The organism is Micromonospora sp. AKA38, assembly GCF_027925725.1.
Lineage (GTDB): Bacteria > Actinomycetota > Actinomycetes > Mycobacteriales > Micromonosporaceae > Micromonospora.
On the sequence record NZ_BNEI01000002.1, the window covers coordinates 593,120 to 605,529 of the forward strand.

General features: G+C 73.6%; 10 protein-coding genes. 2 read left to right on the top strand and 8 right to left on the bottom strand.

Features of this window, described 5'->3' with window-relative positions:
• The first annotated feature begins 35 nt into the window (after nt 1–35).
• Nucleotides 36–1,217, top strand: a complete 1,182-nt coding sequence (locus tag TPA0908_RS06235; RefSeq protein WP_281935502.1) for an asparagine synthase-related protein — start codon at nt 36–38, stop codon at nt 1,215–1,217.
• Here TPA0908_RS06235 and TPA0908_RS06240 read toward each other — a convergent pair whose 3' ends face one another.
• From TPA0908_RS06240 to TPA0908_RS06270, 7 genes are all read right to left on the bottom strand, one after another.
• Nucleotides 1,218–2,060, bottom strand: a complete 843-nt coding sequence (locus tag TPA0908_RS06240; RefSeq protein ID WP_281935503.1) for a hypothetical protein — start codon at nt 2,058–2,060, stop codon at nt 1,218–1,220. It abuts the gene before it with no gap.
• Between the two features lie 78 nt (nt 2,061–2,138).
• Nucleotides 2,139–4,844 carry a putative Ig domain-containing protein gene (locus TPA0908_RS06245; RefSeq protein ID WP_281935504.1) on the bottom strand — a complete coding sequence of 902 codons (2,706 nt, stop codon included), beginning with the start codon at nt 4,842–4,844 and terminating at the stop codon, nt 2,139–2,141.
• 317 nt (nt 4,845–5,161) lie between these two features.
• Nucleotides 5,162–6,850 carry a ribonuclease J gene (locus tag TPA0908_RS06250; RefSeq protein WP_281935505.1) on the bottom strand — a complete coding sequence of 563 codons (1,689 nt, stop codon included), beginning with the start codon at nt 6,848–6,850 and terminating at the stop codon, nt 5,162–5,164.
• Between the two features lie 50 nt (nt 6,851–6,900).
• Entirely contained in the window at nt 6,901–7,827 is a 927-nt protein-coding gene (gene dapA / locus TPA0908_RS06255) for a 4-hydroxy-tetrahydrodipicolinate synthase (protein ID WP_281935507.1), read from the bottom strand.
• Nucleotides 7,828–7,879: 52 nt separating this feature from the next.
• Nucleotides 7,880–8,617, bottom strand: coding sequence for an FAD-dependent thymidylate synthase (gene thyX / locus TPA0908_RS06260; protein WP_107156087.1), 738 nt, complete (start codon nt 8,615–8,617; stop codon nt 7,880–7,882).
• 93 nt (nt 8,618–8,710) lie between these two features.
• A complete protein-coding gene (locus tag TPA0908_RS06265) occupies nt 8,711–9,331 on the bottom strand; it encodes a DUF2752 domain-containing protein (RefSeq protein WP_281935509.1) in 621 nt (206 codons plus the stop codon).
• Nucleotides 9,321–10,550, bottom strand: coding sequence for a winged helix-turn-helix domain-containing protein (locus TPA0908_RS06270; protein WP_281935511.1), 1,230 nt, complete (start codon nt 10,548–10,550; stop codon nt 9,321–9,323). The genes TPA0908_RS06265 and TPA0908_RS06270 overlap by 11 nt, the downstream gene beginning before the upstream one ends.
• 81 nt (nt 10,551–10,631) lie before the next feature.
• On the opposite strand from TPA0908_RS06270, the gene TPA0908_RS06275 reads away from it, so the two are divergent.
• Nucleotides 10,632–11,183 carry a GNAT family N-acetyltransferase gene (locus TPA0908_RS06275; protein ID WP_281935514.1) on the top strand — a complete coding sequence of 184 codons (552 nt, stop codon included), beginning with the start codon at nt 10,632–10,634 and terminating at the stop codon, nt 11,181–11,183.
• Here TPA0908_RS06275 and TPA0908_RS06280 read toward each other — a convergent pair.
• Nucleotides 11,082–12,395: a glycosyltransferase family 87 protein gene (locus tag TPA0908_RS06280; protein ID WP_281935516.1), complete on the bottom strand. Its 1,314-nt coding sequence runs from the start codon at nt 12,393–12,395 to the stop codon at nt 11,082–11,084. The two genes, TPA0908_RS06275 and TPA0908_RS06280, sit on opposite strands and share 102 nt — an antisense overlap.
• Nucleotides 12,396–12,410 lie beyond the last annotated feature (15 nt).

Genomic DNA, 12,410 nt, shown 5'->3' on the forward strand with positions numbered 1-12,410 from the left:
GGCGCACCACCGCGACACGCTCACCAGGAGCTGACATGACCGAGTCGACAGTCGACACCCGGGTGTCCGCGCCCTGGCCGTCGCCGTACGAGCTGGCCACCGGTTTGGTGCCCGGCGTGGAGCCGGCGGACCGGACCGGTCCGCCGGCTCCGGTCGTCGCATCCCCCCTGGCGGCGCTGGAGGCGGCGGTGCTGCCGGCGGTCCGCCGCGCGCCGTGCCTGGTCAGCTTCTCCGGTGGCCTCGACTCGTCAGTGGTGCTGGCCGTGGCCGCCCGGGTGGCCGCCCGGCACGGCCTGCCCGCGCCGGTGCCGGTGACCTGGCGTTTCACCGGCGCCCCGGCGGCCGACGAGTCGCACTGGCAGGACCGGGTGATCGACGAGCTGCGACTGCGGGACCGCTGGGAGATCCTGCACGCGGACGACGACCTCGATCTGGTCGGTCCGGTCGCCCAAAGGTTCCTGCACCGCTACGGCGTGTGCCACCCCCTGAACACCCACCTGCACCTGCCGATCGTCGAACTGGCGGCCGGCGGGTCGATGCTGACCGGTGGTGGCGGCGACCAGATCCTCGCCGGTTGGCGACCCCCGCTGCCGGCCTCGCCGTACCGCCGCTTGCGCCACCGGGCGTCCCGGGTGCGGGCCCGATGGCGGCGGGGGCCGTCCGGCGCCGACCGGTTCCCCTGGCTGCGGCCGGCGGCGGCGCAGGAGGTGCTACGTCGGTTCCGGGCCGAGCGGCGGGCCGAGCCGACCCGGCTGGACCGGCGGATGGCCTGGCACCTGCGCCGTCGTGACCTGCGGCTCACCGTGGCCTCGTTCGACCGGATGGGCGCGGACCACGCCGTCCTGGTCCGGCACCCGTTCCTCGATCCGGGGTTCGTGGCGGCGCTCGCCGCCACCGCCGGTCACCGCCGTGGCGTGGCCCGCCGCGACCTGCTCGCCGAGGTGGCCGCCGGCCACCTGCCGCCGCTGCTGTTCCAGCGGCAGGGCAAGGCGTACTTCCTGGACGTGTTCCTGCGCACGCCGACGCGCGAGTTCGTGCGGAGCTGGGACGGCGGCGGCGTGGACGAGTCGGTGGTGGATCCGGCCGTGTTGCGCGCGGTCTGGAGCCGGTGGCCGATCCCGGAGTGCACCGCCGGGCTGGTGCAGCACCTGTGGCTGCGGCAGCATCCACCGGTGCCCCGCGACCACGCGCCGCAGGGGTTGGCCGGCGACCGCTGATCAGGCCGGCCGGCTCGCCATGGCGAGGTCGGCGGTCCCGGTGACCGACGCCATCAGCCGCCACGTGCGCTCCAGAGCGGTCCAGTCCCGGGGCCGGGTCAGTTCCCAGGCGGGCAGCGCCGCCAGGGCGAGCAGCACGGCCGGGTCGGACGGCAACTGCGGCCAGGACCGTTCGGCGGCGAGCCGGCCCAGCGCGTCGACCGCGGGCAGCCGGGTCACCGCCGGCCCGTCGCCCCAGGACAGGAAGAACCAGCCGGCCAGCGGCGCGTGCGTGGCGATCGGCGGCAGCGGCACCCGGGTCCGGCTGCCCTCCCGGGCGGTCCGACCCGGCAGCGCCGCGCCGGGGACCGGCTGTCGCAGGTCGATGCAGCGCGGCCCGGCGAAGACCGCGCCGTCGTGCACCACCGCCACGTCGTCGGCGAGCACCGGCACGTCCCGGGCGGCGAGCGCCGCGAGCAGGCTGCTCTTGCCGGCGGTACGCGGACCGAGCACCGCGTACGCGTGACCGTGCCGGACGAACGCGCCGGCGTGGAACGTCTCCCGACCGGCCCACCGGTTCATTACGACGGCCGGCGGCGCCAGGTAGGGGTGGGCGAGCAGGTCCGGCGTCAACGGCGGCCCGTGGAACGTGGCCGTGCCGGCCCGCCGGTCGACGGTGAGGTGCCGTCCGTCGGCGAGCAGGCGCACCTGCCGCCACCGGTCCAGCGGCACCGGCGTGGGGCGCGGGCCGTCGTCCTGGCGGATCGTCACCTCGGGCAGGTCGTCACCGGGGCCGGCCGGCATCAGGTCGGTGACGTCGTCCAGCCCGTGCACCCGGAGCCCGTAGGCGAATCGTCCGGTCATCTGCTCCTCCTGTCGCTCCGGCAGCGGGCACGGTGGTGCGGGTGACGCCGAGGCGTCACCCGCACCGTTACGATCCGGTCAGCGGACCGTGCCGCTGACCACGTGGGACGGCGTGAGTTTGGCCGAACCCGGCTTGATCTTCCGCAGGTGCCCCTTGCCGTTGGCGGACGTCGCCACGGTGGGTACGGGCACCGGTCCGCCGAGCGCGTCGGCGTCCCAGCCGACCCAGTACTGCCCCGGGGTCTCGATGCGCAGCCAGAGCGCCACGTTCGTCGACACGCCCGGACCGAGGCCGCCGAGCGCCAGCGGAACGGTCAGCGTGGTGAACAGGCCGCCGCCGGGCGGGTCGGTGGCCGGCGCGTCCATCCGGAGGTTGTTCACCGTGACCACGCTTCCGTTGCTCAGCGTGACGTCGCTGGTGGCGGTGGTCGGGTTGATCACCCGCAGGTTGCCGTGCGGCGTCGGCGTCGGGCCGTTCGGCTTCGGTGCGCCGTTGACCTGGCTGAGCGAGGTGATCCGCAGCCGCGCCTGGGTGATGGCGGAGGTGGACGAGCGGTTGGTGAGCCGGAACCGGAGGATGATGGTGTTACCGCTCACCACCCGGTTCGGCACGGCCGCGTTGGACACGTCCGGGTCCAGCCGGGTGGACTGGAGGACGTCGTTCTGCTGGTAGGTGCCGAGCGAGTTGCGCGGGCTCGGGGAGCCCAGCGCGGACGGCACCCCTTCGGTCGGGCCGAGCTGCACGCTCACCAGCCGGAAGTCGTTCCGCGAGTTGCTGGTGTCCACCAGTTGGCCGTTCTGGTAGATGCGGCCCCAGGTGTGCGCGACGTGCGGCGGGCTGCTGAACGCCGGCAGCGCGGTGCCCTCGAAGAAGCCGGGCGCGGACCCGGCGGCGTCGGTCACCGTGCCGGGCACGTCCGGCGCCACCAGGCGGAATCCGCCGCCCGACGGCCCGAGGTCGGTCACCACCAGGTCGGGCAGGATGTTGGTCAGCGAGTAGTCGGGTCCGGCGACGAGATAGCCCCGTCGGCTCGGCAGCGGCCGGGCGCTGGCCGGAACGGTGAGGCTGAACCCGCCCGGCGCCTGGATCTTGAACCCGGCGATCGGCAGTTCGATCGGCAGCGTGTTACGTATGGAGATGAACTGGTCCTGGTCGCCGGCGGTGCCGGACTGGGCGAACTGGCCGATGACGACCTGGCCGGGCACCGCCCGGACGTCCACGGTGACCGTGTTGGAGTTGACCACCGTGTTGGTGTTCGTCGCGTCGAACTGCACCCGGAAGTTGTTGAGCCCGAACGCCGGCAGGATAACCTCGAAGTCCGCGGCGTTGAGCGTCACCGGGAACGTGCCGAGCGGCCGGTCGGTGCCGTTGGGCAGCACGTCGATCGCGGTGACGTTCCCCTCGGCGACGCCCGGTCCGATCCGGACGTGGAAGGCGCTCGGCGTGCCGAAGTTGACCAGCGTGCTCTCGACGGTGAGGGTGGCCACGCTGGTGGGTTGGACGAGCAGCCGGAACTGCTGGGTGTCGTAGAGTCCGAACGCGTCGGTGACCCGCACCGTGAACGAGTATGCCCCGGCCGCGGTGGGCCGCCCGGACAGCAGCCCGGTGGCCGGGTTGAGCGTGAGCCCCGGCGGCAGCGTCCCGGTGACGGACCAACTGAACGGCGCGGTGCCGCCGGTCACCAGGAGCTGGTCGGAGTAGATCGCGCCCACCTCGGCGAGCGGCGGGGCCGCGTTGTTCAGGTCGGGCGCCTGGCGGATCTCCAGCGTCACCAGGCGGCTGGCCTGCTGCGCGTGCGCGTCCACCACCCGCACCACCACCGGGAAGATGCCGGCGGCGGTGGGCACACCGCTGAGGGTGCCGTCCTCGGCCCTCACGGTCAGCCCCGGCGGCAGCGTTCCGGAGGCGATCGACCAGGTGAACGGCGGGACGCCGCGCGTGACGTCGAGGGCCGCCACGTATGCCACCCCCACCGCGCCGGTCGGGGGCGTCGCGAACGCCAGAGTCGGTGACACGTTCATGGTCACCGGGAACGACAGCGGCGACTCCGGCCCGGTGCCGGCCGCGGTCCGGGCGGACACCGTGAACCGGTAGGTGACACCGGAGATCAGGCCGGTGATGTCCCCGGTGATGGCCGGTCCGACGGTCTGGCTCGCCTGCCGCGCCGCCCCGACGTACGGGGTGATCACCCAGTTGGTCACCGGCGAGCCGCCGTCGGAGCCGGGTGTCCAGCTCAGCAGCGCGGTGGTGCTGTTCGCGCTGAGCGCGATGATGGTCGGCGCGGCCGGCAGCGCGAGCACCTTGGCGGGCGCCGACAGCGGGCTGGCCGGGCCGGTGCCGACCGTGTTACGGGCGGCCACCGTGAACGTCCACGAACCCTTGTCGGAGGCCAGCCGCAGCGTGCCGGTGGTGGCGGTGCCGTCGAACGAGACCGGCTTGGCCGCCTTCTTGTTGCGGTGCGGCGTCACCACGTACCCGGTGATGGCGCTGCCGTGGTCTGCGGGCGCCTGCCAGGTGACCACCGCGAGGGTGCCGCGGTGGCCGGCGCGCGGCTTCTTCGGCGCGGCCGGCGCGGAGGGCTCGACCAGCCGTCCGGTCCGGACGGTCGGCCGGGACGACGCGGTGGACGCGGCCGAGGTGGCCGGCTTCGCCGCGGCGGCCCGGTTCTCCGCTGCGGCGGCGGGTCTTGCCGAGACGGGTGCGGGTGGTGACAGCACCGACAGGACGAGCGCGCCGGCGAGGGCCGGTGCGGCCCAGACGCGCAGGCGGGACGACGAGGACATCGAACCCTACCTTTCTGCGAGATCGACGGGCACGCCCATGGCGCGCCAGCGGCGAATAGGTGGGAAGAAGGAGACGAAAATTCACGACAGGAAATCTGGCGCGCCCTATCCTTCTATCACGCCCACCCTTTCAGCAGTAGCGATCTGTCGCTGTTTTCGCAGGTCAGAGCGTTTTCTGTCGACGCGAATAGTCAATCCGCGAACAGGCTGGCCACATAACGAAATGCCCGGAAATCAAACCCGCCAGGCTTACCGAAAAAGGCCCCGCAGCACCCTCAGGTGCCGCGGGGCCACCACGCGAACGTGGCCGGTCGGGGTCAGACCTCGACGACGGTCGGGACGATCATCGGCCGACGGCGGTACGCGTCGTTGACCCAGCGGCCCACCGTCCGGCGGACGATCTGCTGGAGCTGGTGCGGGTCGGTGATGCCGTCCGCGGCGGCCCGGTTCAGCGCCTCGGTGACCAGCGGCACCACCGGGTTGAACGCGGCCGGGTCCTCGGAGAAGCCCTTCGCCGAGACGGTCGGCCCGGCGACCACCTTGCCGGTGACCGAGTCGACCACCACGGTGGTGGCGATGAAGCCGCCGTCGCCGAGGATCCGGCGCTCGGTCAGCAGCGACTCGCTGACGTCGCCCACGGCGAGGCCGTCGACGTAGACGTACCGGCTCTTCACGCGCCCGACCAGGCTGGCCCGGCCCTCGACCAGGTCGACCACGTCGCCGTCCTCGCAGAGCACCACCCGGTCCGGCGCGACACCTGACTCGATGCCGAGCCGGGCGTGCGCGCGCAGGTGCCGCCACTCGCCGTGCACCGGCATCAGGTTGCTCGGCCGCACCACGTTGAGCAGGTAGAGCAGCTCGCCGGCCGGGGCGTGCCCGGAGACGTGCACCTTCGCGACGTCCTTGTGCACCACCACGGCGCCGGCCCGGGCCAGCCGGTTGATCACCCGGTAGACCGAGGTCTCGTTGCCGGGCACCAGCGACGAGGCCAGCACCACGGTGTCGCCCGGCGCGATGGTGATGTGCCGGTGGTCGCCGCTGGCCATCCGGCCCAGCGCGCTCATCGGCTCGCCCTGCGAGCCGGTGGACATGAGCACGATCTGCTCGGGCGGCAGGTTGGTGGCCTCCTCGATGTTGACCACCAGACCGGCCGGGATGTTGAGCAGGCCCAGGTCCCGGGCGATGCCCATGTTGCGGACCATGGACCGGCCGATCAGCGCCACCTTGCGGCCGTGCTCGGCCGCCGAGTCGAAGACCTGCTGCACCCGGTGCACGTGCGAGGCGAACGAGGCGACGATGATCCGCCCCTTGGCCTTCGCGAAGATCGAGTCGAGCACCGGCCCGATCTCCCGCTCCGGCGTGACGAAGCCGGGGATCTCCGCGTTTGTCGAGTCGGAGAGCAGCAGGTCGACGCCCTCGGCGCCGAGCCGGGCGAAGCCGGCCAGGTCGGTGATCCGCCCGTCCAGCGGGAGCTGGTCCATCTTGAAGTCGCCGGTGTGCAGCACCAGGCCGGCCGGGGTGCGGATGGCCACCGCCAGCGCGTCCGGGATCGAGTGGTTCACCGCGAAGAACTCGCACTCGAACGGGCCCAGCCGCTCCCGGCCGCCCTCCCGCACGGTCAGCGTGTACGGCTGGATCCGCCGCTCGGCCAGCTTCGCCTCGACCAGCGCCAGCGTGAACTGGGACCCGACCAGCGGGATGTCCGGCTTGTGGGCGAGCAGGTACGGCACCGCGCCGATGTGGTCCTCGTGGCCGTGGGTGAGCACGATCGCCTGCACGTCGGCCAGCCGGTCCAGGATCGGGCCGAAGTCGGGCAGGATCAGGTCCACGCCCGGCTGCTCGACGTCGGGGAAGAGCACCCCGCAGTCGACGATCAGCAGCTTGCCGTCGTACTCGAAGACGGTCATGTTCCGGCCGATCGCGCCGAGTCCGCCGAGCGGCATGATCCGCAGGCCGCCCTCCGGCAGCGGCGGGGGCAGCTCACCGTCGATGTGCGCCTCGGTCACGCGTCACCTCATTCTGCGACGCCGCGCGCGGCGTCCGTCGTGTCGTTGAATCATTCGGGCAGGGGCAGGCCCGCCGCGGCGCAGTCGGCGCGCAGCTGGGCCAGTTCGTCGCCGGTGGCCTCCACCAGCGGCGGTCGCACCGGGCCGGCCGGCAGGCCGTGTGCCGTGAGGCCGGCCTTGACCAGGATCGTGCCCTGGGTGCGGAAGATACCGGTGTAGAGCGGCAGCAGCCGCCGGTGCAGGGCGAGCGCGCCGGCGTGGTCGCCCGTCTCGAACGCCTCGATCATCTGCTTCGTCGCCATGCCGGTGAAGTGCGTGGACGTGCCGACCACGCCGACCGCGCCGATCGCCAGGGCGGGCAGGGTCAGCGCGTCCTCACCGCTGTAGAACGCGAGGTCGCTGCGGGCCAGCACCTCCGAGGTCGCGATCAGGTCGCCCTTGGCGTCCTTGACCGCGACGATCCGGCCGTGCTCGGCGAGCTTGACCAGCGTGTCGGTGGCGATCGCGACGCCGGAGCGGTGCGGGATGTCGTAGAGCATCACCGGCAGCCCGGTGGCGTCCGCGACGGTGGTGAAGTGGTGCAGCAGCCCGGCCTGCGGCGGCTTGTTGTAGTACGGGGTGACCACGAGCAGGCCGTGCGCACCGGCCTTCTCGGCCTGCGCGGCCAGCTCGACGGTGTGCCGGGTGTCGTTGGTGCCCACCCCGGCGACGATCCGGGCCCGGTCGCCGACCGCCTCGACCACGGCGCGGATCAGCGTCTCCTTCTCCGCGTCGGTGGTGGTCGGCGACTCACCGGTGGTGCCGTTGAGCACCAGCGCGTCGTTGCCCTGCTCGTCGACGAGGTGCCGGGCGAGCTGGGCGGCGCCGTCGAGGTCGAGCGCGCCGTCAGGGGTGAACGGCGTCACCATGGCCGTGATCACCCGCCCGAACGGGCGCGACGCGCCGCGGTCCAGGGCGGCGGAGTGGTCGTGCGTCATGTTCACAACCTAGCGGACGACCACCGGTGCCCCGGCGGCGAAGGGAGACGACTCACTCCGCGTGCGGCGACGCCGCCACCTCGGTGCCGTCCGGCAGCGTGGTGATCACGAAGTCGGCGAAGACGTTCGGCGCGACGCCCTGGAGCTGCCGCAGGCACTCGATCGCCAGCTCGCGGATCTCCACGTCGGCGTGCTCGGTGGCGCGCATCTTCACGAAGTGCCGCCACGCCCGGTAGTTTCCGGTCACCACGATCCGGGTCTCGGTCGCGTTCGGCAGCACGGCCCGGGCCGCCTGCCGGGCCTGCTTGCGGCGCAGCGTCGGGTTGGGCTCGTCGGTGAAGCGGGCCTCCAGCCCCTCCAGCAGATCGGTGTACGCGCGCACCGCCGCCTCGGACGCCTCGACGAACTTCTTGTGCAGCTCCGGGTCCTCGGCGATCACCGCCGGCTCGACCATGGCGGCGTCCCGCTCGGGCACGTAGCGCTGGGAGAGCTGCGAGTAGGAGAAGTGCCGGTGCCGGATCAGCTCGTGCGTGAACGACCGGGAGACGCCGCTGAAGTAGAAGCTCACCGAGCCGTGCTCCAGCACGGACAGGTGACCCACCTCCAGGATGTGCGCCAGGTAGCCGGCGTTCGTCGCGGTGACCGGGTTCGGCTTCTTCCAGCTCTGGTAGCAGGCCCGGCCGGCGAACTCGGCGAGCGCCTGCCCGCCGTCGGCGTCGGTCGACCACGGCACCTCGTCCGGCGCCTGGAACTGGGTCCACGCGATCAGCTTGACCTGGGGCTGCACCATCTCCGGCATGCCGAGGACTGTAGTTGCCCGTCGTCCGGCGTGGAAATCGGGCACGCGGCCGACCGGCGTCGGCGTGCCCGGGCCGGCGGGCGGTCAGACGTAGAGCGAGGGGAACGGCGCCCAGGGCAGGTTGCGGACCACCGAGAAGACCGCCCAGGCGGCCAGGAAACCACCGAGCACCTTCGGGCTGAACTGCGGCTCGGGCAGCCGCCAGCCGAACGCCCGGTTGCCGGCCCAGGCGACGAAGAGCCAGGCCAGGAACGGCAGCGCGAAGACGAAGAGGAAATGGTGCCGGGCGGCGGCCGGCAGGTCGCCGTGCAGCACGAACCAGAGCGCGCGGGTGCCGCCGCAGCCCGGGCAGTCCAGCCCGGTGGTGAGCTTGAGCAGGCAGGTCGGCCGGGCGTCCGGATCGCTCCGGGTGGGGTCGCTGATCAACGCGTACGTCATGCCGAGGCCGACGCAGGCCAGCGCGGCCAGCGGCACCGCCCAACGCGGGGCGCGGTCGTGCAGGCGCAGCACCATGCGGGTGAACCGGTCCGGCTCGACGGGCTGGTAGACCACCTCGGCCGGCCACACCGCCCCGGCGGGCCCGTGCGGCTCCGGGTGCGTGGGCTGCTCCGGGTGCGTGGGCGCGTCCGGGTGCGTGGGCGCGTCCGGGTGCGGGTGCGGCGTGGTAGCGGGCCGGTCGACGCTCGTCACGAGGTCACCGTACACCGGCCACGCCCACCAGCGCGGCGGCCAACGGCGCGGCCAGGTCACCGGCGGCCGGCGGGGCGACCGCGTCCAGGCCGAGCCAGCCGGCCAGCCGGTACAGCTCGGCGGCGAGCGCCACGGCCGTCTCCCCCGGGTCGGCGCCCGGCTCCAGCCAGGCCGCCGGCACCAGCAGGACGCCCGCCTTCCGGTCGGCCTTGAGGTCGACCCGGGCGGTGAACCGCTCGCCCTGCCGGAACGGCAGCACGTAGTAGCCGTACACCCGCTGGGGCGCCGGCACGTAGATCTCGATGCGGTAGGTGAAGCCGAAGAGCCGCTCCGTGCGGGCCCGCTCCCAGACCAGCGGGTCGAACGGGCTGACCAGCGTGTTGCCCCGCACCCAGCGGGGCAGCCGGGCGTCGGCGTGCAGGAAGGCCGGCTGCCGCCACCCCTGGACGGTGACCGGGGTCAGCTCGCCCGCCTCGACCAGCTCGGCGATCGCCTGCCGGGCCCCGGCCACCGGCAGGCGGAAGTAGTCCCGCAGCTCCGGCTCGGCGGCGACGCCCAACGACCGGGCCGCGAGCGCCACCAGGGCCCGGTGCGCCTCGGCGACGGTCGGGGTGGGCGCGTCGAGCACGGCCGCCGGCAGCACCCGCTCGGGCAGGTCGTAGCGGCGGGCGAACGAGTTCGTGCGGTCGGCGGCGGTGACCTCACCGGCCCAGAACAGGAACTCCAGCGCCCGCTTGACGGCCGACCAGTTCCACCCCCAGTTGCCGGTCTCCCGGGGCGCGTCGTGCTCGATCTCGGCGGCGGTGAGCGGGCCCCGGGCGGCCACCTCGTCACGGACCCACGCGACCAGCTCGGGTTGCTCCTGCGCGATCCGGCGCATCCCGCCCCACGCCTCGTCGCGCGCCTTGGCCATCCGCCAGCGCAACACCGGGTGCAGCCCCACCGGGACCAGCGACGCCTCGTGCGCCCAGTATTCGAACAGCTCGCGGGGGCGGCGGTAGGCGGCGGTGTCGAGCAGCGCGGTCGGGTAGGGCCCGAGCCGGCTGTAGAGCGGCAGGTAGTGCGCGCGTTGCAGGACGTTCACCGAATCCATCTGGATCAGCCCGACCCGGTCGAGCACCCGGCGCAGGTGCCGGCGGGTGGGCACGCCGGCGGGCGTCGGGTCGGCGAAGCCCTGGGCGGCCAGCGCGACCCGGCGGGCCTGGGCGAGCGAGAGCGATTCCGGTGCGGCCATCGTCGCGACCCTAATCCACCGGTACGACGCGGACGGTGCGGCGGCTGGACCGGTCGACCGCCGGGGCATAGAACTGGACGGGTGCCCACCATCCGCCGGGAGGAACCGGACGACGCCGAGGCGATCGCCCGGGTGCACGTCCACGGCTGGCAGGCCGGGTACGCCGGCATCATGCCCGCCGAGGTGCTGCGCCGGCTGAACCCGGCCGCCTGGGCACAGCGCCGCCGCGACCTCGGCACCGCCGACCCGGAGCACCCGTTCACCACGCTTGTCGCCGAGGCCGACGGGGAGGTCACCGGCTTCACCACGTTCGGGCCGTACCGGAACAACCAGGACCGCGGCGACCTCGACCCGGCGTACGGCGAGTTGCTGGCCCTCTATCTGGAGCCGGCGTACTGGGGTTCGGGCACCGGCGCGGCGCTGCTCGCCGCCGCCCGGGCCGGGCTGGCCGGGCAGGGCTGGACCGAGTACCGGCTCTGGGTGCTCGCCGACAACGCCCGGGCCCGCCGCTTCTACGAGCGGGCCGGGCACTCACCGGACGGCGAGGAGTCCGCCTACCCGGTGCCGTTGCACGGTGGGCGCGATCCGGTCCTGCTCCGCGAGCTGCGGTACACCGCCCGGCTCGACCGCTGACCCGGCCGGCCCGGCGTCGCCCGCCGGCCCGGCGCCGCCGGCCGGGACCGCCCAGCGGCGGATCGGCAGGCCGAGCAGCAGCGCCAGGCTGATCCACACGTAGGTGTTGCTGCCGAGGAAGCCGTCCACGCCGGTGAAGTCCTTCTCCCAGGACCAGACGATCCGGCTGCACAGCAGCGCGTACCCGATCAGCGCGGCGGCCAGCAGCAGACGGCGCCGCCGGCTGCGGGCGGGGGCCGCCATGCCGTTGTCGACCAGCAGGATCAGCCCCGGCAGCAGCCAGACCAGGTGGTGCACCCAGGTCACGGGGCTGACCAGGCACATCACCGCACCGGTCAGGGCCAGGCCGGTGGCCTCGTCGCCGGCGGACACCGCGGCCCGGCAGCGCCAGCCCCAGACCGCCAGCGTGGCCAGGACCAGCAGCAGCCAGGCCACGGTGCTCGGATGCTCCGGGTCGAGCCGGGCGACCACGCCGCGCAGCGACTGGTTGGAGACGAACGCCAGCTCACCGACCCGGTCGGTGTTCCACAGCGCCTCGGTCCAGAACTCGCGGGACGCGTCCGGGAAGAGGCCGGCGGCGACGAGCGTGGCGACGGCGGCCGAGCCGACCGCGGTCGCGGCGGCCCGCCAGCGGCCGGTGACCAGCAGGTAGACGATGAAGATGCCCGGGGTCAGCTTGATCGCGGTGGCCAGGCCGATGCCCACGCCGGCCCAGCGGTTGCCGGCCGGCAGCAGCCGGAGCAGGTCCACCGCCACCAGGAACAGCAGCAGCATGTTGACCTGACCGAAATTGACCGTCTCGCGCATCGGCTCGTACGCGGCGGCCAGGCAGAGCGCGACCGCGAGCGTGAACCAGCGGGTCCAGCCGGCCCGACGGGCCACCGGGTCCAGCAGCCACCAGATCACCACGGCGCTGACCACCACCGTCGCCGCCACGCTCACCACGATCGCCGCGCCCCACGGCAGGTACGCCATGGGCAGCATGACGAGCGCCGCGAACGGCGGGTAGGTGAAGCCGTACTGGGTGCCGGCCTTGAGGAAGTCGTAGATCTCGCCGCCGTCACGCGCCCAGTAGGTGAGCGCGCCGTGGTAGACCCTCAGGTCGAAGAAGCCGTGCCGCACCGCCGCCACGGAGAGGAACCCGGTGACCGCCGCGGCGAGCGCCGCCACGGCCACGACCTGCGCGGTCGTCCGCCCGGCACCCTGCGCCACCGTCCTCCTCCTCGC

Coding starts and splice junctions, on each gene's coding strand:
- TPA0908_RS06235 (WP_281935502.1), top strand. CDS start 36: ATGACCGAGTCGACAGTCGACACCCGGGTGTCCGCGCCCTGGCCGTCG.
- TPA0908_RS06240 (WP_281935503.1), bottom strand. CDS start 2,060: ATGACCGGACGATTCGCCTACGGGCTCCGGGTGCACGGGCTGGACGAC.
- TPA0908_RS06245 (WP_281935504.1), bottom strand. CDS start 4,844: ATGTCCTCGTCGTCCCGCCTGCGCGTCTGGGCCGCACCGGCCCTCGCC.
- dapA (WP_281935507.1), bottom strand. CDS start 7,827: ATGACGCACGACCACTCCGCCGCCCTGGACCGCGGCGCGTCGCGCCCG.
- thyX (WP_107156087.1), bottom strand. CDS start 8,617: ATGGTGCAGCCCCAGGTCAAGCTGATCGCGTGGACCCAGTTCCAGGCG.
- TPA0908_RS06270 (WP_281935511.1), bottom strand. CDS start 10,550: ATGGCCGCACCGGAATCGCTCTCGCTCGCCCAGGCCCGCCGGGTCGCG.